23 protein-coding genes are annotated in these 23,530 nt (G+C 66.1%); 6 read left to right on the plus strand and 17 right to left on the minus strand.

Features of this window, described 5'->3' with window-relative positions:
- Positions 1–109 precede the first annotated feature (109 nt).
- Positions 110–1,537, minus strand: a complete 1,428-nt coding sequence (pdxR, locus tag AC56KW_RS16225) for a MocR-like pyridoxine biosynthesis transcription factor PdxR (protein ID WP_497171709.1) — start codon at positions 1,535–1,537, stop codon at positions 110–112.
- Between the two features lie 241 nt (positions 1,538–1,778).
- Here pdxR and AC56KW_RS16230 point away from each other — a divergent pair, with 241 nt between their 5' ends.
- Positions 1,779–2,342, plus strand: coding sequence for an EF-hand domain-containing protein (locus AC56KW_RS16230; RefSeq protein ID WP_497171710.1), 564 nt, complete (start codon positions 1,779–1,781; stop codon positions 2,340–2,342).
- Positions 2,343–2,398: 56 nt separating this feature from the next.
- A complete protein-coding gene (locus AC56KW_RS16235) occupies positions 2,399–2,881 on the plus strand; it encodes a winged helix-turn-helix domain-containing protein (RefSeq protein WP_497171711.1) in 483 nt (160 codons plus the stop codon).
- Here the strand turns inward: AC56KW_RS16235 and AC56KW_RS16240 are convergent.
- Positions 2,874–4,406, minus strand: coding sequence for an HD domain-containing phosphohydrolase (locus tag AC56KW_RS16240; RefSeq protein ID WP_497171712.1), 1,533 nt, complete (start codon positions 4,404–4,406; stop codon positions 2,874–2,876). The two genes, AC56KW_RS16235 and AC56KW_RS16240, sit on opposite strands and share 8 nt — an antisense overlap.
- Before the next feature lie 10 nt (positions 4,407–4,416).
- Positions 4,417–4,875: a carboxymuconolactone decarboxylase family protein gene (locus tag AC56KW_RS16245; protein WP_497171713.1), complete on the minus strand. Its 459-nt coding sequence runs from the start codon at positions 4,873–4,875 to the stop codon at positions 4,417–4,419.
- Positions 4,876–5,117: 242 nt separating this feature from the next.
- Between AC56KW_RS16245 and AC56KW_RS16250 the strand changes: the two genes are divergently transcribed.
- On the plus strand, positions 5,118–5,894 hold the full coding sequence (locus tag AC56KW_RS16250; protein ID WP_497171714.1) for an SDR family NAD(P)-dependent oxidoreductase: 777 nt from the start codon (positions 5,118–5,120) through the stop codon (positions 5,892–5,894).
- Positions 5,895–5,927: 33 nt separating this feature from the next.
- On the opposite strand, the gene AC56KW_RS16255 is transcribed toward AC56KW_RS16250, so the two are convergent.
- The 8 genes from AC56KW_RS16255 to AC56KW_RS16290 all read right to left on the minus strand — a co-directional run bounded on the left by AC56KW_RS16255 (position 5,928) and on the right by AC56KW_RS16290 (position 13,208).
- Positions 5,928–6,677 carry a flagellar brake protein gene (locus tag AC56KW_RS16255; protein WP_497171715.1) on the minus strand — a complete coding sequence of 250 codons (750 nt, stop codon included), beginning with the start codon at positions 6,675–6,677 and terminating at the stop codon, positions 5,928–5,930.
- Positions 6,670–7,029, minus strand: coding sequence for an EscU/YscU/HrcU family type III secretion system export apparatus switch protein (locus AC56KW_RS16260; protein ID WP_497171716.1), 360 nt, complete (start codon positions 7,027–7,029; stop codon positions 6,670–6,672). The genes AC56KW_RS16255 and AC56KW_RS16260 overlap by 8 nt, the downstream gene beginning before the upstream one ends.
- Positions 7,022–8,179: a flagellar hook-length control protein FliK gene (gene fliK / locus AC56KW_RS16265; protein ID WP_497171717.1), complete on the minus strand. Its 1,158-nt coding sequence runs from the start codon at positions 8,177–8,179 to the stop codon at positions 7,022–7,024. The genes AC56KW_RS16260 and fliK overlap by 8 nt, the downstream gene beginning before the upstream one ends.
- Before the next feature lie 48 nt (positions 8,180–8,227).
- The gene (locus AC56KW_RS16270) at positions 8,228–8,563 is read right to left on the minus strand and encodes a flagellar protein FliT (protein WP_497171718.1); all 336 of its coding nucleotides are present in this window, start codon (positions 8,561–8,563) and stop codon (positions 8,228–8,230) included.
- Positions 8,563–9,048 (minus strand): flagellar export chaperone FliS, encoded by a 486-nt coding sequence (gene fliS, locus AC56KW_RS16275; RefSeq protein ID WP_497171719.1) that lies wholly within the window; start codon positions 9,046–9,048, stop codon positions 8,563–8,565. The genes AC56KW_RS16270 and fliS overlap by 1 nt, the downstream gene beginning before the upstream one ends.
- Before the next feature lie 23 nt (positions 9,049–9,071).
- On the minus strand, positions 9,072–10,514 hold the full coding sequence (gene fliD / locus AC56KW_RS16280) for a flagellar filament capping protein FliD (RefSeq protein WP_497171720.1): 1,443 nt from the start codon (positions 10,512–10,514) through the stop codon (positions 9,072–9,074).
- 103 nt (positions 10,515–10,617) lie between these two features.
- Positions 10,618–10,980 carry a flagellar protein FlaG gene (locus AC56KW_RS16285; protein WP_497171721.1) on the minus strand — a complete coding sequence of 121 codons (363 nt, stop codon included), beginning with the start codon at positions 10,978–10,980 and terminating at the stop codon, positions 10,618–10,620.
- Between the two features lie 74 nt (positions 10,981–11,054).
- Positions 11,055–13,208, minus strand: coding sequence for a flagellin N-terminal helical domain-containing protein (locus AC56KW_RS16290; RefSeq protein WP_497171722.1), 2,154 nt, complete (start codon positions 13,206–13,208; stop codon positions 11,055–11,057).
- A 313-nt stretch (positions 13,209–13,521) separates the two neighbouring features.
- On the opposite strand from AC56KW_RS16290, the gene AC56KW_RS16295 reads away from it, so the two are divergent.
- Positions 13,522–14,568, plus strand: coding sequence for a glycosyltransferase family 2 protein (locus AC56KW_RS16295; RefSeq protein ID WP_497171723.1), 1,047 nt, complete (start codon positions 13,522–13,524; stop codon positions 14,566–14,568).
- Here the strand turns inward: AC56KW_RS16295 and AC56KW_RS16300 are convergent.
- The 3 genes from AC56KW_RS16300 to AC56KW_RS16310 form a co-directional block, all read right to left on the minus strand.
- Positions 14,565–16,118, minus strand: coding sequence for a sensor domain-containing diguanylate cyclase (locus AC56KW_RS16300; protein WP_497171724.1), 1,554 nt, complete (start codon positions 16,116–16,118; stop codon positions 14,565–14,567). The two genes, AC56KW_RS16295 and AC56KW_RS16300, sit on opposite strands and share 4 nt — an antisense overlap.
- 675 nt (positions 16,119–16,793) lie before the next feature.
- On the minus strand, positions 16,794–17,441 hold the full coding sequence (locus AC56KW_RS16305; RefSeq protein ID WP_497171725.1) for a response regulator: 648 nt from the start codon (positions 17,439–17,441) through the stop codon (positions 16,794–16,796).
- Positions 17,438–18,544 carry a sensor histidine kinase gene (locus tag AC56KW_RS16310; protein WP_497171726.1) on the minus strand — a complete coding sequence of 369 codons (1,107 nt, stop codon included), beginning with the start codon at positions 18,542–18,544 and terminating at the stop codon, positions 17,438–17,440. Before AC56KW_RS16310 ends, AC56KW_RS16305 begins: the two co-directional genes overlap by 4 nt.
- A gap of 102 nt (positions 18,545–18,646) precedes the next feature.
- Between AC56KW_RS16310 and greB the strand changes: the two genes are divergently transcribed.
- Positions 18,647–19,222: a transcription elongation factor GreB gene (greB, locus tag AC56KW_RS16315; RefSeq protein WP_497171727.1), complete on the plus strand. Its 576-nt coding sequence runs from the start codon at positions 18,647–18,649 to the stop codon at positions 19,220–19,222.
- Between the two features lie 28 nt (positions 19,223–19,250).
- Positions 19,251–19,838 (plus strand): biliverdin-producing heme oxygenase, encoded by a 588-nt coding sequence (locus AC56KW_RS16320; protein ID WP_497171728.1) that lies wholly within the window; start codon positions 19,251–19,253, stop codon positions 19,836–19,838.
- 39 nt (positions 19,839–19,877) lie between these two features.
- Here AC56KW_RS16320 and AC56KW_RS16325 read toward each other — a convergent pair whose 3' ends face one another.
- The 3 genes from AC56KW_RS16325 to rpoZ all read right to left on the minus strand — a co-directional run bounded on the left by AC56KW_RS16325 (position 19,878) and on the right by rpoZ (position 23,527).
- Positions 19,878–20,765 carry a PilZ domain-containing protein gene (locus AC56KW_RS16325; protein WP_497171729.1) on the minus strand — a complete coding sequence of 296 codons (888 nt, stop codon included), beginning with the start codon at positions 20,763–20,765 and terminating at the stop codon, positions 19,878–19,880.
- A 234-nt stretch (positions 20,766–20,999) separates the two neighbouring features.
- Positions 21,000–23,246: a RelA/SpoT family protein gene (locus tag AC56KW_RS16330; RefSeq protein ID WP_497171730.1), complete on the minus strand. Its 2,247-nt coding sequence runs from the start codon at positions 23,244–23,246 to the stop codon at positions 21,000–21,002.
- Positions 23,247–23,323: 77 nt separating this feature from the next.
- On the minus strand, positions 23,324–23,527 hold the full coding sequence (gene rpoZ / locus AC56KW_RS16335) for a DNA-directed RNA polymerase subunit omega (RefSeq protein WP_005665923.1): 204 nt from the start codon (positions 23,525–23,527) through the stop codon (positions 23,324–23,326).
- Positions 23,528–23,530 lie beyond the last annotated feature (3 nt).

Consider the following 23,530-nt stretch of genomic DNA (forward strand, 5'->3'; position numbering starts at 1 on the left):
AAAAGATGCTTTCAAGATACGGAATTAGGACGGGCGGCGGCAATACGGCTTAGGGTAGAGCGCACCGCGCCGGCTGCTGCGCTACCCTCGCGCGCCGCGCGGGTCCTCTCTAGTGGGTAGGGCGGTCCAATGCCTGCGCCACGCGCCGCGCCAGTTCTTCGGCATGAACGCCGTTCGCGACATTCGCGAAATTCATCAGGAGCGCGCTGCGGGCCGGCGTGCCGGCATAAAAATCGGCCAGCGCCAGCGGCGCCAGGCCATGCTCGCGCAGGCGCGCCGCGAGCAGGCGGTCGGCGCCGGGCGCGACCTGGGCCACCAGGTGCAGGCCGCCGGCCTGCGGCAGGAGCGTGGCCCGGTCGCCGAAAGCCGGCGCCAGCGCGCGCGCCGCGATATCGCGCCGCTCGGCGTACAGGCGGCGCATGGCCTGCACGTGGCGCACGAAGTGACCGTCGTGCATGAATTCGCACAGGATGCCCTGGGTCAGCGCGGGGCAGCCGTTGCCGACCAGGCAGGCGGCGTCCTCGAAGCGCTCGACCAGCGCGGGCGGCACCACCACATAGGACAGGCGCAGCGCCGGGAACATGACCTTGCTGAAGCTGCCGCTGTAGATCACGCGGCCGCCCTGGTCCATGCTGGCCAGGGCCGGCAGCGGACGGCCGCTGTGGCGGAATTCGCCGTCGTAGTCGTCCTCGACGATCCAGGCGTCGTGGGCGCCTGCCCAGTCGAGGAGAAGCCGGCGCCGCGCCGGGGGCATGCTGATCGTGAGGGGGCACTGGTGGCCGGGCGTGACCACCGCCATGCGCGCCCCCGGCGCCAGCAGCGCGGCGCGCGCCACGTCCAGGCCGTGCTCGTCGACCGGCGCCGGACGCGGCACGTAGCCCAGGCCCGCCAGCAGGTGGCGCGTGGGCGGGAAGCCCGGCTCCTCGGTCCACACCATGTCTCCCGGCGCCAGCAGCGCATGCGCGACCAGGCCCAGGGCTTCGCGGTAGCCGGCGCAGACGAAGACCTGGCAGGGCATGCAGTCGATGCCGCGCGAGAGCTTGAGGTAGCTGGCGATCGCGGTGCGCAGGGCCGGCGCGCCGAAGGTCGACTCCTTCAGCAGGTGGCGTGTCTGCAGCGTTCGCGCGGTGCGCGCCGCGATGCGCGCCCACACCTTGCGCGGGAAAGCGTCCAGGGCCGGCAATCCCATCTGGAACGGCAGCGGTGCGACGGCGCCGCCGACGTCCAGCGGCAGCGGCCGCGCGCGCGGCGCCACCCTCGCGCGCACGGGAGATGGTTCGCGCCGCGCGATGACCGAGCCGGCCGCACCGCGCACTTCCAGGTAGCCCTCGGCCGACAACAGGGCATAGGCGGCGGCCACGGTGCCGCGCGCCAGGCCCAGCTCCTCGGCCAGCACGCGGGTGGCGGGAATGCGGTCACCCGCCTTGAGTACGCCGGTATCGACCGCCTCGCGCACGCGGGCATGGATCTGGCGGTACAGCGGAACCGGGCTGGTGGTGTCGAACGACAGGTAGTCGCTGACGGACAAGTCTTGCATTGGAAACGATCCCCCTTCAATGGTCGATTATGCGCTTGGACCGGTAGCCACGAAAGGGCGGACTGGGCCAAGACCGGTGTGGTCCAGTGAGAAAGGCCGATCTTGGTCCAGGCGACGGGTAGCGCCAGGCGCGACCTTGTATCGGCGGCGCGATGGCCCCAGTACTTGGCCCGATCTTGGCTCTTTGTCCGGCAAGCATTCCGGAGGACGATGACAGTCCCTCATCCATGCCGGAGCAAGCATGTGGATTTCATCGAGCGCGCCGTCGCTGGCGCTGTCGTTCACCGCTGTGCGGACCCCGGTCGTCAAGCCCGGCGCCGGCCAGATCCCGTCAAGCATCGCGCAGGCGCGCGCCGACTCGGCCGACGACCGGCGCCGCCTCGAAGAGAACGCGGCGCGCCACGCCGACGCGATCGCGCATTTCGCCGGCAAGGGCGTCAAGATGACCCAGGGTTCCTACGCCATGCTGTACAAGCACGAGGTGGCGAAGTCGATCGATGCCGACGGCGACGGCGATATCGGCGTCGCCGAACTGGCCGGGCAAATGGGCGGCGGCGCGGACCAGGGCCGCGCCAGCCGCCTGCACGCGCTGCTCGACATCGACGGCGACGGCAAGCTGGGACTGGCGGAATTCGGCGACAGCATGCACGACCCCTTCCGCGATGCGGCTTTTCGCCGCCAGCTCGGGCAGCGCGGCGCCATGGACCCTGCCGCCCTGGGCGCGCTGCACCGGCGCCATGCGGCCCAGTACGACGCCGCGGCGGTGCTGGGAGCGATGGCGCGCGAGGTCGACACCGTGGCCTGAGTGATCGATGGCGCGCCTCGCGTCCGGCTGCCGGATGCATCGCGCCAGCGCGCGCCATGCAGGAGAACGAATGTGAAGACAGGTTGGCGGACGGGACCATGCGCGCTGTTCCCGCGCCGGCGCCGTCCCGAGGCCGTGGGCGCCAGGTGGCGCTCGGCGCGCCCGCCTTCGACCTGCTGGCGTGCCTGGTACGGCGCGCCGGCGAGGTGGTGGGCAAGGACGAACTGCTGCGCCATGCGTGGCCTGGTGGTCGAGGCAGCGAACCTGCGCGTGCATTTGTCGACGCTGCGCAAGGCGCTGGACGCGGTGGCGCCGGATGGCGGCTGCCGGATCGTCAACGCGCCGCTGCGCGGCTACCTGTTTCGCGGCCGGTCGAGCCGATCGATCCGGCACTGGATCCTGTCCCGGCAGGTGAGGGAAACTGCATGGCGATGCATGGCGAGCCAGGCAATGACGGGCAACGCAACGACGGGCAACCCAGTGCGCGCTTGCCAGGCGCGGCGGGAACGACTCATCTGCCGGGACAGGTTCCTAGATGAGCCGCAGGGTCAGGGCCTTGAGGGTGGCGGCGGCGCGGGTGGAGCAATCGAGCTTGCGGAAGATGCTCTCGACGTGGGTGCGGACGGTGCTGGGGCTGATGCGCATCGCGCGCGCGGCTTCCTTGTTGCTCTCGCCGAGGCTGATGCGCTGCAAGACCTCGACTTCGCGCGCCGACAGCACGGCGCGCGCCGCCGCGCCGTGGCCGACAGCGCCTGCGCCAGCTGCGGCCATTGCACCGCCTCCGGCGTTGACGGAGGCGCCCGTCGCCGTGGCCAGCACGGCGTCCACCGCGGCGCGCTCGAAGCGAGCGCCCGTCACCTGGGCTTCGAGCAGGGCGATGGCCGCCGCCGGCTCATGGGCCGCGCGCCACGGCCGCGGCGAGCGCAGTGCGACCCAGGCGGCGGCCGCGCCGAGCAGCCGCTGCGGCACGCCGAGCATGTCGCCGTCGAGGCTCCGGAAGTAGCCGCTGCCATCGAGCCGCTCGTAGACCTGCGAGGCCAGCTGCGTATCGGGTCCCAGGCCGTCGATGCGGCTGCCGGCGCGCGCGGTCCAGTAGGGCACCAGACGTACCGCTTCCCAGTCGGCGGCGCTCAATTTGCCGCTGCGCTCCCACACCGTATTGGTCACGGCGGCGCGCCCGATCCCGTGCAGCAGGGCGGCGCGCGCCAGCGCGCGCTGCTGCGCTTCGGGCAGGCCGGCCGCCTGCGCCGCCCCGTGCGCCAGCAGCGCCACGCGGCGCGAATAGCCTGCCAGCCAGGGAAGCTTGAGCTCGATCATATCGGCCACCAGGGTGAGTGGCACCGATACCGGAAGGAAGTCGGGCCGCGAAGCCTGCTTCTGCTCGGACTCGAGTTCGTCGAGCCAGGCGCGCGCATGCGGCGCCACCAGTGCCACCAGCCGCGCCGGATACTTGGCGTCGCCCAGCTGCGCGAGCATCTCCAGCGCGCGTTCGGCGCCGTGCGCGCGCGACAGCACCTCGAGGTCGCCGCCCAGCGACGCGTGGAACACGACCTCGGGCACTTCGTCGCCGCGCATGCGCAGCGGAATGCCCTTGCCGTCGTACTGCTCCCACACGTGGCGCAGGCCGCTTTCGACCGCGGCCGGCAATCCCATCATGGCGGCGATATCGCCCGAGACTTCGCAATGGATCTCGGCCAGCGCGGTGGTGTCGCCCAGTTGCTTCGCCTGCTGCGGGCTCAAGGTGCGGCTGACCAGCGCATGGCGGCCGGCCACGTCGTCGCCCATCAGGGCGGCGAAGCCGGCCGCGTTGGCGGTGCAGCCCGACCAGCGCAGCAGCGCCACCATGCGCGCGTGCTCGCAGGCCGTGGCGTTGCCGCCGGCCGCCGCGGCGACACGCGCGGCCAGGCGCGCCGCGCGCTCCGAGCCGTCGATCGGCTGGCCCATGCTCAGGTCGCCCACGATGGCGAGCAGTCCCATCGCCTGGGCCAGGGTCGCGGTGTCGTGGCCGTGCAGCGACGCCGCGGAAACCGACAGGGAAGGAGTTGCGCGCGCGGCCGTGTCCATCGATCCTCGATTACATGCCCGGGGCGGGATGCACCGGGATCTGGTTGCGCAGACTCAGGTTGATGACGTTCCAACCGCGAATCGCCGCGATAGTATAGCCAAGTTCGGCGATCTCGTTCTCGTTGAAATGCTCGCGCAGGGCAGGCCACGCTGCGTCCGTCTCGTCGCGCTGCGGCAGCGCGTTGACGGCGTCGGCCCAGGCCAGGGCGGCGCGTTCGCGCTCGCTGAAGAACGGCGATTCGCGCCAGGCGGCCAGCGAATTGAGGTGGCGCGGATCGGCGCCCTGCTTGATCAGGTCGCGCCAATGCATATCGATGCAGACGCCGCAGCCATTGACTTGCGAGACGCGCAGCTGGATCAGCTCGAACAGGCGCTCGCCGATCGCGCCCTGGCGGTTGGCCGTCGACAGGTTGATCATGGCTTTCAGGTTGGCCGGGGCCAGGGTGAACAGGTTGATGCGTGCTGACATGGTTGGTTCCTTTCGGGTGGCGAGGACGCACTGTGCGGCCTTCATGCAGACAAGACGATCCGCGCTGCGCGGCTGTGACATGCGGCGCGTTTTTTTCGCGCCGCTCTCCCATTCGGGATAGGAAGGCACCGGACCTGCCGATGCCCCATGCCGGCCTGCTTCCGATTAGAGAGGCATACGGATTAGTGTTTACTGCCGGCTCGCTGCACTTGCCGCTGCCATCAATTCGACAGGGAGCTCCAGTGACGCAAGCACACAAGGGAACCGCCGTCATCACCGGCGCATCGACCGGCATGGGCGCGGTGCATGCCGACCGCCTGGCGCGCCAGGGCCACGACCTGATCCTCATCGCACGCGACGAAGAACGCCTGGCGCGCGTGGCCAGGCAGGTAGCGGCCGCCAGCGACCGCCGGGTCGAGGTGCTGGCCGCCGACCTGGCCCAGCCCGATACGCTGCGCCGCGTCGAGGCGCTGCTGCGGGTGCGCGACGACATCACGGTATTGGTGAACAATGCCGGCGTCGGCTCGGTCGCGCCGCTGGTCGATGGCGACGTCGATGCGATGGACGATATGATCGCGCTGAATGTCACCGCATTGACGCGCCTGACCTACGCGGTGGCGGCCGGCATGGCGGCGCGCGGCGCGGGCACGATCGTCAACGTGTCGTCGATCGTCGCGATTGCGACCGAGATGATGAATGGCGTGTATGGCGCCAGCAAAACCTATGTGCTGGCGTTTACCCAGGCGCTGCAGCACGAGTTCGGGTCCAGGGGCTTGCGCATTCAGGCGGTGCTGCCAGGCGTGACCGCCACCGGTTTCTGGGACACGCTGGGCCATCCGTTCGAGCGCCTGCCGGCCGCGATCATCATGGGCGTGGACGACCTGGGCGACGCCGCGCTGGCGGGCCTGGCGCAGGGCGAACAGGTCACCATCCCGGGCCTGCACGAGGGAGAAAAATGGCTGGCTTTCGATGCGGCGCCGGCGCCGCGTTACACCGCCAGGTCGCAGCCGGCCGCCTGAGCCGCGACGGCCCAGGCGCCGGTCAGGCCAGGGTCAGGCCAAACCCGCCAGCCTGGCGTTGCGCTCGCGTTCGAGCCTGGTGATATAGCGCTGCACCGTGGCGAGGGCGCCGCGCGAGATGTCGACGAACTGGCAGCCCAGGCGGCGGCTGGTCTTGTGGTTCAGCAGGGTCAGGTCGAGCGAATTGCGGATCTCGAGCGAGGTCGAGATCGGCCCGATCTCGGGCAGTTCGATGCGGCAGCCTTCGATTACGCGGCCGATGGTGGTGCCCAGCTGCAGTTTGCTGTCGAGCAGGGCGATACCGCCGACGCTGATATCCTGCAGCGGAAACACGCCCAGGCCGCCGCCGGCGTCGACCTGCACCGGAATCAGCGCGCGTACCGGATTGCTGACCGGCGTCGCCATCCGGTAGTAAGCGCGCCTTTGCAGGCGGATCAGGGTGGGCGGGATGTCGGCGCGCAGCGCGGGTTCGCCGCGCCAGCTGGTCGCGGTCAGGCCATCGGCATGGAACAGGATACGGATCTTGTCGAGCGTGGTCTCGCACTTGACGCGGCCGGCGGCCACGATGCGCTCGTTCTGGGCGCGATCCACCGAGCGGTCGAGTACCACGGTGCGGTTGCCTTCATCGACGGCCAGGATCGAGGTCACGCAGACATCGGACTCGCCCTTGATCAGCATGCGAATCAGCTGATTCTTTTCGCCGATCTGGCGCAGCAGCGCCATGATCTCGCGCGGAGACCTGACTTCGTAATCGTGCCAGTCTTCCAGGTCTGCTTCATTCATCGCTTACTTCTGTCCTTGCCGCTGGCGCCGTTGGGAGGTGGGGCGTCGGATCGGGCGCGGGAGGCAATAGCTCACCGTGTTGTCGAGCCGACTCGATATGATATAGCCATGCCAACAGTTCCGCAATTGCCCGGTACAGGGCCGGAGGAATCTCGCGGTCGAGATCGACCTGCATCAGCAGCGACACCAGCTCCTTCGATTCGTGCACGAACACGCCCGCGTCCCGGGCGCGCCGGATGATCTGTTCCGCGACCAGCCCCGATCCTTTCGCGACCACGGTGGGTGCGCCTTCGCCGGCGCTGTAGGCCAGCGCCACGGCGTTCTGGCGCCGCTTGTCGACCGGTTCATTCATCCGGGCTGTCCCTGGCGCCGGCGTCCTGCGCGCCGCTGTCCTGCGCGGCGTCCTGCGTGGTGCGCGCCCGCGCACCGAAGCCGGCCAGGGGCATGCCTGCCGCGTCGAGGGCGCCGGCAAGCGCGGGCGAATGCCGGCGCAGCAGGTCGGCGGTGGCGTCGTCGGCCGCCGCGAACTGCACCTGCAGCGCGCCGTTCACCATGCGCAGCTGCGCCTCGAGTTCGCCCAGCTGGGGAAAGCGCAGGCGCAGGCGCGAGTGCCAGATCGCCTGGTCGTCGTCATTCTGGTCGCCGCCGTGCGCTTCGCGCCGCACGTCCCACTCCATCGGCTGGCCCGGCCACAGCTGGCCCTTCCAGGCCAGGTGCGATTGTTCCTGGGCCGCCAGCTGCATGCTGATGAACTGGGCGGTGGCGGGGTCTTGCGGATTGGGGCGCGCGCCGCCCTGGGCGGCCTGCTGCTGCGGTTCCTCGGCCAGTTCGGACAGCGGCAGCGCGCCGCGCGCCCATTCGGCCACGTGCGATTCGTAGAACAGCCCACTCTTGCCGAAGGCTTGCTGCAGGCCGGCCGCGATGGCCGCAGGATCGGCGCCGGCATTGGCCACCAGCGGCGCGCGGCCGACGATGCTGGCGAGCTGGCTGTCGGCCTTCTGCGCCGCGGCCAGCACGCCGGCCAGGGCCTGGGCGGTGGGGCTCAGGGTGGTGTTCTTCGCTTCGGTGCCGCCGGCGAAGGCTTGCGCGCCCAGTGCCGCGCTGGAAGCGAGCAGGGCGCCGGCGCGGCCGGCGGCGGCGCCTTCGCGGTACGCCAGCTGCGCGCCTGGCGCATCGGCATCCTCGTGCGGGGCGGGGCCGGCTTCGGCGAAGGCGGTCAGCGTCTGCGCGCCGACCTGGAAGGTCGGGCGCGGGTGCAGGCCGACGAGGGTCAGCGGCACGTCGGCGCCGACTTGCGCGCCGGGCGGCAACTGCATGCGGGCCTGGGTATCGGCGAACCTGACGACGAAGGTGCCGTCGGTCAGCCTGGCCTGGATCGCGCCGTGGAGGGCCTTGCCCAGCAGCGGTGCGAGCGCGCGCGTAAACGCCTCCTGGCGCGGGTCGCCCGCGCCGGTGGATGGCAGGATGCGGCTTACCGGGCCGACGCTTTCAGCTGGGATCATGGTGCGCGATCGCCCGCGGCGCCGCCCGGCGGCGCGCGGCGTGCCGGTTTAGAAGGCCCCGTTGCCGTAGGCATTGGCCAGCCGGCGCTCGGCGCCGGTACTTTGCATCATCGCACCGAGCTTGGCCATCCAGGGCGAGGTGAGGTCACGGATCGCGCGGTCGTCGGCCAGGATCTTGCGGATCATGGCGATCTTGCGCGCGCGCCGTTCGGCGCTCAGGACGGTGGCCGACTCGCCGGCGCGCAGGGCCTGGACCTGGCTGGCGCAGCGGGTTTCGAGTTCGACCAGCTGATCCCATTCGCCGGCCTGCGCCGCCACCAGCATGTCGCCGCTCAGGCTCGACACCGATTCGTACAGCGAGAGAATGTCGTCCCCGTTCATCATCAGGCGCTCGCGTAGGCTGCCGCACGCAGGGCAGGCGCATCGTAGGCCTGGGCCTGCACGGGCGCGGGCGGCGCGGCCGCTTCCTGGACGGCATTGGCCGGTACGATCGCTTCCCAGGCGCCTTTCAGGTCGGCCAGCAGCGTGATCACTTCGCGCACCGACTCCGGCGAATTGTTGAGGTTGGCCTGCAGCAGGCGGTCGCTCATATAGGTGTACAGCGCGTCGAGGTTGTCGGCGATTTCGCCGCCGACGTTCTTGTCCAGGCTGGCGCGCAGGCCGTTGTCGATGATCGAGATCGCCTTCGAGATCGCGGTGCCCTTGGCGGCGATGCTTTTCGCTTCCATGTGCACCAGCGCGGCCGACAGGGCGGCGATGGCGCCTTCGAACAGCATGGTGATCAGTTTGTGCGGGCTGGCGGCCATCACGCCGGTCTCGACGCCCACATTGGCGTAGGCGCTGGCGCCACTACGTTTGGTTCCGAACATATCGAATATCCTCTGTTTCCGAATTACATATTGGCCAGGCTGGCCAGTTGCTGGGTCAGGTAGTTACTGGTCGTGGTCATGCTGGCGATCGTCTTGTCCAGCGCCGCGAACTGCGCCCGGTAGCGCTGTTCGGTGGCGACCAGGCGCGTGCTCAATGCCGCGCGCTGCTTGTCGAGATCCTTGATCGACGCCGTGAAGCTGTTGGTGTGGGTCGGCAGCGTGCCGACCGGGCTCAGGATACGGCCGACGGCGGCGTCGATCTGCGACGCGAAACCCTTGGTGGTGCCGCTGCTGGCGAACAGCGCGCTCATGTCCTTGTTCGGATCGTTCAGCGCCGCGCTGAGCTTGGCCGAATCGATCGCGAGGCTGCCGTCGCGCTGGGTGGTGATCCCGATATCGGGCAGGGCCGCCGCGCCGCGCGCCGCGCCCGGGATCACGCCGCCGAGGATGCCGCGCAGCTGGGTCTGGATCGAACGCACCGTGCTGTCGCCGTTGAGCACGGCCGCTTTGCCGGTCGCCACGTCGAAGGCGGTCGAATCGGCCATCGATTTGCTCAGCGAATTGTACGACTTCACGAAGGCCTCGATGGCGGTCTGCACCGACGCCGTGTCGCGCGTCAGGGTGAGCTTGGTGGTGACGTTTTCGGCCGTGGTCTTGGTCAGGTTGAGCGTGACGCCCTGGATGGCATCGGTGATGGTATTGGTCGGCTTGCTGATCTTGACCGAGTCGACCACGATCTCGGCGTTCTGCGCCGCCGCGGTCTGCCGCATGCCGGCGCCGCCGGCGCCATCGGTACCGCCGTAGGCGAATGCCGACAGCGCCGTGGTGGCTGTCGCATCCGAGCCCTTGGGCGGGGCGGCGCTGATCCGCATCGCACTGGTTTCACCGGTGGTCTTCGAGGTCAGCGACAGGTGGTAGCCCTTGCCGTCATTGATGATGCTGGCCGTGACGCCGGCATTGGACGCGTTGATCGCATCGCGCATGCCGGCCAGCGAATTGTTGCTGCTGTCGATGGTGATGTCGACCGCTGTCTTGCCGCCGTCGGGCGTGAAAGCGCTGCCCGCATAGCTGCCGAAGGCGATCGTCAACGTGCCGGTGCCAACCGGATCGGTAGTGGCAGTGAATGGTTTTGAGGTGATCAGTTTCTGGGACTGTGCCAGTTTTGTAACTTCGATATCATAGGTGCCCGCCGTGGCGCCCACGCCGCCGCTGGCCGACAGGATGGCGGCATCGCCGACGCTGCTCTTGAGCGGCGACATCTTGTCCGGCGTGCTCAGGGCCCGTGCGGCGGTCTGGAACTCGGTCAGCGACGACTTGAGCGTGCCGAATGCCGACAGCTTGGCCTGGTAGCTGGTTTCCTTGAGTGCGAGCTTGGTCAGCGGCTGGCGCTCGAACGCCATCAGCTGGCTCACCAGGCCTTCGACATCCAGGTTGGACCCGATACCTGCGGATGTGATGGTTGCCATGAATTTCCTCCAATGAGTGAGCAATATACCGGCCCGCCACCCGAAGCAAATCAAGTGTCAGAGGCGTTTTTACCGGCCAATTCTTTCGGCGGCGGCGATCGGCTCAGGCTTCTTGCCGGATCAGCAAGCCCTGGTTGCGGTCGAGCGCCTTGGCGATCTCGAGCGCTTCCTCGGTCGGCATCTGGCGCAGCACTTCGCGCGTCTCGCGGTCGACCACCTTGACGATCACGCGCTCGCTGTCGGCGTCGACCGCGAATTCGATGCCCTGGCTCGACGGCGGCAGGGATTCGTTGATGCGCTCGACGGCGTTCTGGATGTCGGCGGCGTCCGCGTCATCCCGCTCACCGTCGCTATGCAGGACCTTGCTGGGGATTGGGGTGGTGGGAGCAGGCGGCGCGGATGCGGGCTGGCGCTCGACGCCGCTCGTTGCCGTTTGAAGAACATTGGCTACTGGACGAATATCCATATCGTTCCCTCTAAAGAAAAAGCCCGGCCGGAAAGTTCCGGCCGGGCGTCAGGCTTCAGGCCGCTAAGGGCGGATTAACCGCGCAGCAGCGACAGGACGCCGTTCGGGAGCGAGTTGGCCTGGGCCAGCATCGCGGTACCGGCCTGCTGCAGGATCTGGCCGCGGGTCATATTGGCCGTTTCCGTCGCGAAGTCGGTATCCTGGATGCGGCTGCGTGCCGAGCTGGCGTTCTCGGTCGCGGTGGCCAGGTTCGAGATCGTGGTGCTCAGGCGGTTCTGCACGGCACCCATGTTCGAACGCTGTTCGGCGATGAACGAAATTGCCTTGTCGATACGGCCGATGGCATCCTGTGCGCCCTTGGCGGTCGAGACGTCGAGCTTGCCACCCAGCGCAGGATCCGAGCTGTTGAGTTGTTCGACCATGCCAAGTTTCTTAAGGCCAGCGCCGCTCGTGGCATCTTCGAGCTTGATTGCGTCGCCGTTTTCGCTCAAGAGGTTGATCGTACCGCGGACGGCGACTGTTTTTGTGCTTGCTACTTCGGCTGGGAGTTGATCTCCAGTGCCGGCAGCAGTGGCCGATACAGATGCCGTGCCGACGCTTGTGGTTTCCCCATCGCGACCTACTACGATATCGGCACCAGTAGTAGAGAACAGGTGAAGCTTGTTGTCCTTGATTTCGGCATTGATACCGTTGCTAGTGCCTGCTTTGAAGTCAGCCTGGATCTGCGCGGCGAGATCGCTTTCGGCCGTCGTTCCGGCGTCCGTATCAGCAGCGGTCAGATTATATAACTTACCATTAATAACAATTTTGTCATCAGCCGTATTACCAGTGAAGCTAACGTACGCATCAGTGCGGGCAGTGGCAGTGACACCCGTCTGGCTGCTCACGGCATTGATTGCCTGGGCTTTTTCACCGGCGGTGAACGCACTGCTGAAGGCATCCTGATTCAACTCGACACCGTTGATCTTCACCTTGTCTTCGGCGGTGTTGATAAGTCCCGAGCTCACGTTCAGGGCGTTAAGTGCGGCTGCCGCCCCAGCATTTTGCACGCCGCTAGAGGCTGCAGTACCGTTTACCGTACCTGCGCCAGAACTCGGATTGAAACCGAAATCCTGGAGATTGTCGCCACCTAACTTAATGGCTGAACCGTCTTTGCTGGTCAGTTTCAAGGTGCCTTCGTAGTCCTTTCCGCCCACAGTGGAGGCATCAAGACCGGCTGCTTTCGCTGCGACTTCGGTACTAGCGTTGATATTGATCTTTGCGCCGTTCTCGCTCTTCAGGGTAAGGGCGCCATTGTCGTCGAGAGATGCGGTCACGCCGGCAACACTTGCATTGATGTTTGCGACCAGCTCTTTCATGTCCTTCGAAGTGGCAACGTCAATTGCTTCGCCTGCATTACCGTCCTGATTCTGAACAGTGATCGTGATCTTGTCCGCACCACCATTAAGCACGCCGGTAGCGCCACTGGTGCCGGTAACTACGTTGCTCGCGCTGGCAGTCACACCGGTTGCACCGCTGTGCTTATTAATCGCGGCGGCAAATTCCAGCGCCGAATCATCGCCCGTAAATAACTCGGGGTCCTCGCCATCTCCAGTTGCGGGAGTGAATGCGATGGACGTGCCATTGATACTCAACGACGAGGGGGTAAGGTTTTCACCTGCCGAGCTGTTAATTCGTGCACTGCTCAATTCACCTGGCGTTCCTGCGCTGCCGGCCAGGTTCATCGACTTGGTCGACACTTCCTTGATGCCGAACGAGATGGTCTGGCCGGCGTTCGCGCCAACCTGGAAGCTGTTATTCTTGGCCGAACCGTCCAGCAGCTTGATGCCGTTGAAGTCGGTGCTGCCCGAGATGCGGTCGATTTCTTCGTACAGCTGGGTGACTTCGTTCTGGATGGTCGCGCGTTCGGCGGTGCCGTTGGTGCCGTTCGACGCCTGCACCGACAGGTCACGCATACGCAGCAGGATGTCGTTGATCGAGCCCATCGCGCCTTCAGCCGTCTGGGACATCGAAATACCGTCATTGGCGTTGCGGCTGGCCTGCTGCATGCCGCTGATCTGGGCGGTCATGCGGGTCGAGATCGCCTGGCCGGCAGCGTCGTCCTTGGCGCTGTTGATGCGCAGGCCGGTCGACAGGCGTTGCAGCGAGGTCGCCAGCGAAGATTGCGAGGTCGACAGGTTGCGCTGTGCGTTGAGGGAAGAGATGTTGGTATTAATGACGTTAGCCATGGTGTTTCTCCAAACTTGCTGTAGGGGTGGGCAACCTGCCGCGTTTCACATGGGTCTGTCTCGTTGTTCTGAGGCAATCAAACCGCTGTTGTTGCTGGTAACGGTAGGTCTGTAAAAAAGTTGAGTGCTGGAAGCATTTTTTTTCGTCTTTTTTTCTGAGGTAAGAAAAAGACAAGCCCCACGGCCACTGTCCAGTCGTTATGTCTGTAACGAAATAATTGTCAGAGTGTAATGATGCAGTTCCGCGAACAGCGGCTGCGCGTATAATTCCCCGGCAGTGGCAGTCCATTACAACCGCAAGAGGGGAACAAGAATGAAACGACTGGCGTTGATCATGATCGCGCGTGACGAGGCCGACGCCATCGCACGCTGCCTGGAATCGGTACGCGGCGTGGTCGACGAGATGATCGTGCTCGATACCGGCTCGGTCGACGCGACGGCCGAGATCGCCCGCGCGCATGGCGCGCAGGTGCACAGCTTCGCCTGGGGCGACGATTTCGCCGCGGCGCGCAATGCGGCACTGGCCTTGTCGTCGTCGGCCTGGAACCTGGTGCTCGACGCCGACGAGTGGCTCGAGGGCGGGCGCGGCGAGCTCGATGCCGTGCTGTCCGGGCCGCCGGTGATCGGCCTGCTGCCGGTGACCAGCGAATTCGACCTGGCGGGCCGCATCGAGCGCTCCACCTCGTGGATCGCGCGCCTGCTGCCGCGCGACGTGCGCTATGCGGGCCGCATCCACGAGCAGCCGCAGTCGGCGCTGCCGCGCCAGCGCCTGGCGCTGCCGGTGCATCACGATGGCTATCGCCAGGAGGCGCTGGCGCGCAAGCACGGCCGCAACGAGTCGCTCCTGCTGCGTGCGCTCGAGGAACAGCCGCACGATCCCTATCTGCTCTACCAACTGGGCAAGAACCGGGAAACCGGCGGCGACTTCGCCGGGGCCGCGCCGCATTACCGCCGGGCGCTCGACTTGTCCGCGCCAGACGCCGCTTTCCGGCACGACCTGGTGGTGCGTGCGATCTACACCATGAAGAAGGCCCAGTTGCACCAGGAAGCGATCGCCCTGGCGGACGCCGAGATGCCCAACTGGCCGGCGTCGCCCGATTATTACTTCGCCCTGGGCGACCTGCTGCTGGACTGGGCCACGCTCAACCCCGATGCGGCCGACGAACTGCTGCCGATGGTCGAGGCCAGCTTCCAGCGCTGCCTGGACATCGGCGACCAGCCGCAGCTCGACGGCTCGGTCCATGGCCGCGGCTCGCACCTGGCGGCGCACAACCTGGCCGTGTTCTACGATGGCCTGGGCAATGCCGCGCGCGCCGACGCCTACCGCCGCCTGGCGCAGGGTGGCGGCGATAAGGCCTAGTCGGCCACCACCACCCGGTTCTTGCCGCTGTGCTTGGCCTGGTACATCGCCCTGTCGGCGCGCGCCATCAGGGCGGCCTGCTCCTCGTTCGGCAGCCGCAGCGCCACCCCGCACGAGAAGGTGATCAGCATCTTCTCGTTATCGTGCAAGAAGAAGTGCCTGGTCAGTTCGCGCTGCACCCGCACCATCGCCGCCGCGGCGGCGTCGACCGTGGTCTCGGGCAGCAGGATCAGGAATTCCTCGCCGCCGAAGCGGGCGATCACATCCATCGAGCGCAGGGTGTCGCGCACCACTTTCACCAGGTGCTTGAGCGCGGCGTCGCCCGCCATATGCCCATAGGTGTCGTTCAGGCGCTTGAAGTTGTCGAGGTCGAGCAGGGCCACGCATAGCGGCGTCTTGCGGCGGTCGGCGCGCGCGCTTTCGCGCTCGAACACATCGTCCAGGCCGCGGCGGTTGAGGCTGCCGGTCAGCTGGTCTTCGCGCACCAGCTCGCTCATATGCTGCAGCTCGGCTTCCAGTTCGCGGATGCGCTGCTCGGCTTCCTGCACCTCGCGGTGGGCGCTGACGATACGGTCGCGCGAGGCCAGCGCCTCGTCCTGGGCGTTGCGCATCTCGCGCAGCACTTCGTCGAGCACGCCGTTGATTTCGCCCACGTCGGTGGCGTTGCCGATGCGCTCGGAGAAGCCGCCCAGCCTGGCGTGATAGTCGCTGGTGGACGCGGCGGCCGAGCCGAGGCGGTCGACGAAGGTCATCATCATGTTCTTCATGGCGCCGCGCACGTCGTCGATGCCGTGCTTGAGGTGACCCTGCTTGATGATCACGTCCTTCAGGCCGCGGGTGGCGTCTTCGAGTGCGCGCGCGTCGAGCGGGCCCTTGATCAGCTCTTGCACCACCAGCACCTGGCCGCGCATGTAGTTGTCGTCGTCGAGCAGGCCTTCGATATTGTCGAGCAGCAGGCGGAACAGGCGCAGCAGCAGCTCCTGCTGCTCGGCGCCGTCGTCCTTGCGCAGCTCGATCTGGAAGCACAGCTGCTTGAGGCGCGCGGCGATATCCTGCAGCTCGGTTTCGCCGACCGCGGTCTTGACGGCCACACCGAGCGCTTCGGCCTCGGACGCCAGCTCGGTGTCGCCGCCCAGCAGCGAGGCGCAGGCGAACGATAGCGTGCGCGCCAGCATCTCGCGCAGCAGGCGGGTGTCGGGCTCCTCTTCGCCCAGCGCCATCACCGGGGTGTTGCGGCGCAGATGGCGGTCGGACATCTGCCCCAGCGCCTGGGTATAGCCGGACCAATCCTCGGTCTTGAGCGCGCGCGCCATGCGGCGGCCGTATTCGGACAATTCTCCGGGTGTGTCGGCCATGCGGCGCGCCAAACCGGCCAGCACCTCGAGCGCACCCGCAGCGGAAGCAGGGGCAGGCGCGGGCGGCGCTGGTGGAATGCCCGCGATCTCGTCGTAGATGGCGCGGTAGGCGTCCGGCGTCGGCGCGATGCGGCGCGTGGCAAGGCGGCGGAAGGCTTCGCGGGCGATATCAGCCGGATTCTGCGCAGGGTTCATGTGGGGCGCAACAGGAGTTGGGGAGAGGGACATGGAATTGCTGCGCAGTGAAGAAGTCACGGGATGGGAGACATGATAATCAGCTTTTTTGCTTCATATCAACTAAAAAGATCGTACCGCGATCGGACGGGGTAATGCATGTGGGGTGAAGGGCTCCGCCGTCCACGCGTTCAACTCACGCATGCGGTGTGGCCGTGCATGTCTGGGTTGAACGCGTGGGCGGGATACCCGCCCACCCCACGGTTGTGGCTCACTGAACTCCACTGGGGTGGACGGCCCTGTCCACTCCACGGTTGTGGCTCACTGAACTCCAGTGGAGTGGACGGCCCTGCCTACCCCACGGTTGTGGCTAACTGAACTCCACTGGAGTGGACGGCCCTGCCCACCCCACGGCTGTGGCTCACTGAACTCCAGTGGAGTGGACGGCCCTGCCCACCCCACGGTTGTGGCTCACTGAACTCCACTGGAGTGGACGGCCCTGCCTACCCCACGGTTGTGGCTAACTGAACTCCACTGGGGTGGACGGCCTGCCCACCCCACGGTTGTGGCTCACTGAACTCCACTGGAGTGGACGGCCCTGCCCACCCCACGGTTGTCGCTCACTGAACTCCACTGGAGTGGACGGTCCTGCCACCCACGGGTTAGTTCCCGTGCGTGCACAACGGATTATCACATTCAGTCGACCAGACCGTTACGGATGGCGTACGTGGTCAGTTCGGCGCTGGATTTGAGTTTCATCTTGGCCAACAGGCGCGCGCGGTATTCGCTGATGGTCTTGACCGACAATGACAGCTCGCGCGCGATCTCGCTGACCGTCATGCCCGAGGCGATCATGGTCAGGGTCTGGTACTCGCGGTCGGACAGGGTTTCGTGGACCGCCGCCTCGTGGTCTTCGCCGATCGAGCTGGCCAGGGTCTGGGCCAGCGCGGCGCTCACGTACTTCTGGCCGCCCGCCACCTGGCGGATGGCCGTCACCAGCTCGCGCGGCGCGCTCTGCTTGGTGAGATAACCGGACGCGCCGGCCTTCAGCGCGCGGATCGCGTACTGGTCTTCGCGGTGCATCGACAGCATCAGCACCGCCAGTGCCGGTTTGTCTTTTTTTATCTGTTTCAACACGTCGATGCCGTTGCGGTCGGGCAGCGAGATATCGAGCAGCATCACGTTCGCCTTCGACTTGCCCACCAGCCGGGCGGCGTCGACGCCGTTCTCGGCCTCGCCTGCGACATTGATGTCGCGCTGCTCGGCCAGGATCTGTTTGAGTCCTTCGCGCACGATGGCATGGTCGTCGGCGATGAACACGCGGATGGTTACTTTTTCGGTCATGCGGATTCTTGCTGTTCTTTCTCTGCCTTGGCGCCGGTAGCGGCGGTTGCCGGACCGAGCCTGGTCTTGATGGTCACCATCGTGCCACCTCCGGGCGCCGCCGACAAGGCCAGCGTGCCCCCCAGCGCGCTGGCGCGCTCGCTCATGCCGCGCAGGCCGAACGATTGCGGCTTGAGCCGGTCGGCAGCCTGGATGCCGCGCCCGTTGTCGCAGATCGACAGGGTCAGCAGGTTGCGCTGGCGCCGCAGCGACACCGTGATCCGGGTCGCGCCGGCGTGCTTGGCGATATTCGTGAGCGCTTCCTGGAAGATGCGAAACAGGGCGCTGGCGTGGTCCGGGTCGAGCGCGAGGTCCTTGTCGGGGCAGCGCATGATGACGGCGATGCCCATCTGCTTTTCGAACTCGCGCGCCTGCCATTCGAGGGCCGCGACCAGTCCCAGGTCGAGCGTGGTCGGGCGCAGGTCGAGCGAGATGCGGTGCACCGCCTCGATGGTGCGGTCGACCAGGTCGTCGACGTAATTCGCTTTCTCGATGAGGCCCGGCTGGTCTTGCGGCAGGCGCGCCGACAGCATGGCCAGCGCCATCTTGATCGCGGTGAGGTTGCCGCCCAGGTCGTCGTGGATCTCGCGCGCGATACGGGTGCGCTCGTCTTCCTTGGCCTGCTCGATGTGCGCGGTCAGCTCGGCCAGGCGCTCGCGCGAGCGCAGGCTTTCCTGCTGTCCCTGCTTGCTTGCCGTGATGTTGGTCATGATGCCGTCCCACTGGACCGCACCGTCCGGCTGCTGCTGCGGGGTGGCGCGCAGGTTGATCCACTTGACGTCGTTCCAGGCCGGGATGCGTATCCGTCCCTCCCAGTTCCAGGCCGCCAGGGCGGCGGCCGACATCTGCATCGCCTCGAGGTAGGCGCGGCGGTCTTCCGGCAGGATCAGATCTTCGAACAGCGTGGGATCCTGCTGCAGCTCGCCGGGCGCCAGGCCGAGCAGGGAACTGCAGCCCTCGTTCAGGCAGGGAAAGCTGGTGCTGCCGTCGGGGTGCAGCACGAACTGGTAGACCAGGCCGGCGGTGGGGGGATGCTCGGTGTGGAAAGAGGAGGGCAGGCTCATCGTTATTTGTCTGGTGGCGTCTTCTCTGCGCTGCGCGTCTGGTTGACCGCATGATACGTGAATCACGGCGCAGGCAGCGCCAAGTCTCGTTACAATGAGGTCATGAATAAGGCATTCGTAAAAGAAAACGAAAACGACGACGGCGACGACAGCGACGAGGCCCTGGCCCTGGCGCGGGCGATTCCCGCCGGCGCCAAGAACTACATCACCCCGGCCGGCTACCAGCGCATCAAGGACGAGCTGCTGCAGCTGATCGACGTCGACCGGCCCGAGGTCGTGCGCATCGTGCACTGGGCCGCCTCGAACGGCGACCGCTCCGAGAACGGCGACTACATCTACGGCAAGCGCCGCCTGCGCGAGATCGACCGCCGCATCCGCTTTCTCACCAAGCGCATGGATTCGGCCTTCGTGGTCGATCCGACGGTTCATCATGGCAACGACCAGGTCTTTTTCGGGGCCACCGTGAGCTATATCAACAAGGCGGGCGAGGAGCATACCGTCACCATCGTCGGCATCGACGAGCTCGATCCCTTGAAGGGCAAGATCAGCTGGGTGTCGCCGGTGGCGCGCGCGCTCACCAAGTGCCGCGAGGGCGATGTGGTGCCGCTGCAGACGCCGCTGGGCATGGACGAGCTCGAGATCATCTCGGTCGACTATCCCGAGCCGGTGGCCGACTGACTATCCGGTTCGCTGCTAAGATGAGGTCATGAACCGACTTCACGAAATGGCGTCCGAGATCGATGCCCTGGCTGCGCTGCGCGCCGCGACTTCCGAACGACACGAACGGCTCGACAGCGGCTTGCCGCTGTCCGGGCCTGCGCCTGATTTACACGATTACGCCCAGCATTTGACCCTGGTGCGCGACTGGCTGGCGCCGCTGCAGGCGTGGCTGGGCGGTTTTGCCGATGGTCCCTATACGGTTGTGCCGGCGGTCGAGCGGCTGGCGCTGATCGACGCCGACTTGAACGAGCCCGGCATGCCGCCATTGCGCGCGGCATCGAATCCGCATCCCTGGCCGCACGACGCGAGCGCCGCCTACCGCTGGGGCGTCGCGTATGTGATCGAGGGTTCGCAGCTCGGTGGCAAGGTACTGTACGGGAAACTGGCCGGGCGACTGGCGCCGCATCCGCTGCGCTACCTGCGCGGCGCGGCTGACGGACCGGGGCCGCGCTGGCGCGACTTCATGGGGGCGCTGCGTGCCCATGTGACGACGCCGGACGATATCGCACAAGCCTGTTCCGGCGCCTGCAAGGCCTTCGACGCCATCCTCGCATTGGCGCCCTTGCGCAAGTAAGGCGTCATGGCCGGGAGCCGGGCCGCCCGGGCGGGCGACTCAGCGTTCGGCCAGGTGCTCGTAGACGAAGGACTTGAGTGCGAGTTCATTCGCCTCGTCGATGCCGGGGCTGAAGGCAATCCCGTACTGCATCGCACCGGCCACCTTACCCTTGATGGCCCGTATCGTGCCGCTCAGTTGCACCAGGTGCGCCTTGCCGCCTATCTTGAGGCGGAAGGCGAGTTTGACAACGGTGCCGACGTTCCCGAGTACGAAGCCGGTCGAGATTGCGCAGCCGCCACCCGACAGGTTGGTGATCGTGCCCGGTACGTTGCCGTCGACCAGTCCAATCGACACGGGCAGCTTGATTTCGACGCGCAGGGCCTGACGGAAAGGCTTGCTGATCGCCTCGGTTGGGTAACGCAGGAACAGGTGTCCACTAGGGAGGGACGCAAAGCGCATGAGCGAGGTCTTGAACGCACACACGGTGCGCCCGAAAATGACCTGCGCACTCATTGGCAGCCCCTCGAAATGCTGCCAGCTCTGGCCGTTGGCGGCGCGGATGACCGGTGCCGACACGATGATCGATTGCAGGGGCACGCGTCCATAGAACTCGACCGGGGTCGAGCGCGGGGTGTAATCGCCCGGCAGCTGGAACGTCAGCACCATGCCTTCGGCATTGTGTTTCAGCGACTGCAGCGGATCATGGGTTGGCCCGCGCAGGTTGTCCTGCTCGTCGTCCTCAGAAATCAGGTCGCCCGGGTTGTCCCCGGCGAGGGAAGGGCGCATCGGACGGGCCTGCAACAGGCGCTTGAGCGCGGATTGGTCTGTAATGACGTAGCCAGCAGGGGCAAGAAGGTCACCGGACCGCAAGTACAGCGCCCATGGTAGTGGCTCACCCTCCCGTAGTTCGTTTTCCGACACGTAAACAAACTGTTTCTTTTTCATGTCTTCTCGTTGTTGGAAAGCATCATTAACCTACCTGATGTTGACATAGATTAATGTCAGTGCCAAGCCGGAAGATTAAAATAGCAGCGTTTTGCTCAATCGGTGCAGGGTTTGGCGATGCGCTGTCGCTGGCCTTGACGTGCATGGCACGCCGGGAGCCGCGGTTCCCGAACAGGCCTCAGGCCGAGCTTATTCAAGCGGCGGCGGCCTTGCCCTTCGCGCCGGACCGGCGAGTCAGGCCCGCTCGCGCTCCACCCGATTCACACCCGCCACCCTGCGCAGGTTACGGATCAACTGCGCCAGATGCACCCGATCCTTGATCTGGATCGTGAAGCGTAGCTGCGTCATGCTGTGTTCGTCATCCTCGTCCATGCCCACATACGTGATGTTGGCATCCGACTCGCCGATCTCGGCAGCCACGCGGGCGAGAATGCCTTTTTCATTATTGATCAGCAGGCGAATCCGGCAATCGAAGCGGCGATTGAGTTCGTCACCCCATTGCACCGCAATCCAGCGGTCTGGCTCCTTGGCGCGGACGCGCTTGGCCGGCAGGCAGTCGCAGGTGTGGACCACCAGCGCCTGGTCGCGCCGCAGCTGGCCGGTGATCTCGTCGCCCGGGATCGGCAAACAACACGGCGCCAGTTGCACCGCCACGCCTTCGCTGCCGTAGATCATGACCGGCGCGATCTCGCTGCTCGGGGTCGGCTTGTTCGACGGCAGCAGGTCGGGGTCGCCCTCCATCAGGCCGAAGATATGGCGCGCCACCAGCGCCGGCATGCGCTTGCCGATGCCGATGTCGGCATACATTTCTTCCATCGACCTGGCCGAGGTTTCGGCCAGCAGGCGCTCGATGACGGCGTCCGACAGCACCGGCTTGATATTGCGCACCGCGAGCGCGTGCGCCAGCAATTCCTGGCCCAGCTCGACCGATTCATTCACGTCGATCGCGCGCAGGTGGTGGCGGATCGCCGAGCGCGCCTTGCCGGTGCGAACGAAGGTGAGCCAGGTCGGGCTCGGACGCGATTCGGGATCGGTGACGATCTCGACGATATCGCCGTTGTGCAGCTCGGTGCGCAGCGGCTGTTCTTCGTTGTTGATCTTGACGCCGACCGTGTGGTCGCCGATGCCGGTATGGATCGAGTAGGCGAAATCGAGCGCCGTGGCGCCGCGCGGCAGGGCGATGATCTTCGACTTGGGCGTAAACACATAGACCGAGTCGGGGAACAGGTCGACCTTCACGTGTTCGAGGAATTCGGCCGAGTCGCCGGTTTGCTGCTGGATGTCGAGCAGCGACTGCAGCCAGGCATGGGTGCGGTGCTGCAGGTCGGAGATGTTCGAGTCGCCCGTCTTGTACAGCCAGTGCGCCGCCACGCCACTCTCGGCGGTGCGGTGCATCTCTTGCGTGCGGATCTGGAATTCGACCGGGGTGCCGTAGGGGCCGATCAGGGTGGTGTGCAGCGACTGGTAGCCGTTGATCTTGCCGATCGCGATATAGTCCTTGAACTTGCCCGGCATCGGCTTGTACAGGGCGTGCAGGGTGCCGAGCGCCACGTAACAGTTGGGCACGCTGTCGACGACGACGCGGAAACCATACACGTCCAGCACCTGCGAGAACGACAGGTGCTTGTTGCGCATCTTTTTGTAGATGCCGTACAGCGTCTTTTCGCGGCCGTCGACCTCGAACTGCAGCCCGCTCGCGGACAGCTGGTTCTTGACCGCCTCGAGGATTTTCTTGACCACTTCGCGGCGGTTGCCGCGCGCGGCCTTGATCGCCTTCGACAGCGTCTGGTAGCGCAGTGGGTACAGGTGCGAGAACGAGAGGTCTTGCAGCTCGCGGTAGATATTGTTCAGGCCGAGGCGGTGGGCGATGGGTACATAGACTTCCATCGTCTCGCCGGCGATGCGGCGCTTCTTGGCCGGGACCATAACGCCCAGCGTGCGCATATTGTGCAGGCGGTCGGCCAGCTTGATCAGGATCACGCGCACGTCGGATGCCATCGCCAGCAGCATCTTGCGGAAATTCTCCGCCTGCGCTTCGAGCTGGCTCTGGAATTCGATCTTTTCGAGCTTGGACAGGCCGTCGACGAGGTTGGCGACCTGCGAGCCGAAGCGCTCGATCAGCTCGTCTTTCTTGACGTCCTGGTCTTCGATCACGTCGTGCAGCAGGGCGGCCATGATGGCTTGCGCATCGAGCTTCCACTCGGCGCAGATCTCGGCGACGGCGATCGGATGCGAGATATAGGGCTCGCCCGACTTGCGGACCTGGCCCAGGTGCATCTCGTCGGAGAAGCGGTAGGCTTCCTTGACTTTTTTGAGTTCGGCAGGCGTGAGGTATTCGGACAGCTTTGCGATCAGCTGCGTGACCGACGCCACGCCGGGTGCGACCGGCTCGAGATAGTCGGGCGGACGATTGTCGGCGCGCCGCTCGCGGGGAGTAGCAGGGTTGCGTGGATTGGTCGAATCTGGAGGAAACAGGTTCATTACGTTAGTCGTCAAGCCGTAGTAGGTACAGAATAACAGAAGACGGGATAACGCTAATCCAGCAACCCCGAAGGGTATTACATCGGCACTTTTTTCAGCATTTCCAGGCCAACCTTGCCGGCGGCGATTTCGCGCAGGGCGACGACGGTCGGCTTGTCCTTGGCTTCGACTTTCGGAGTGTGGCCTTGCAGCAGCTGACGAGCGCGGTAGGTAGCGGCCAGGGTCAGCTGGAAGCGGTTCGGGACGTTCTTGAGGCAGTCTTCGATGGTGATGCGGGCCATGTA

The organism is Telluria sp. RT2P19 (genome assembly GCF_059685725.1).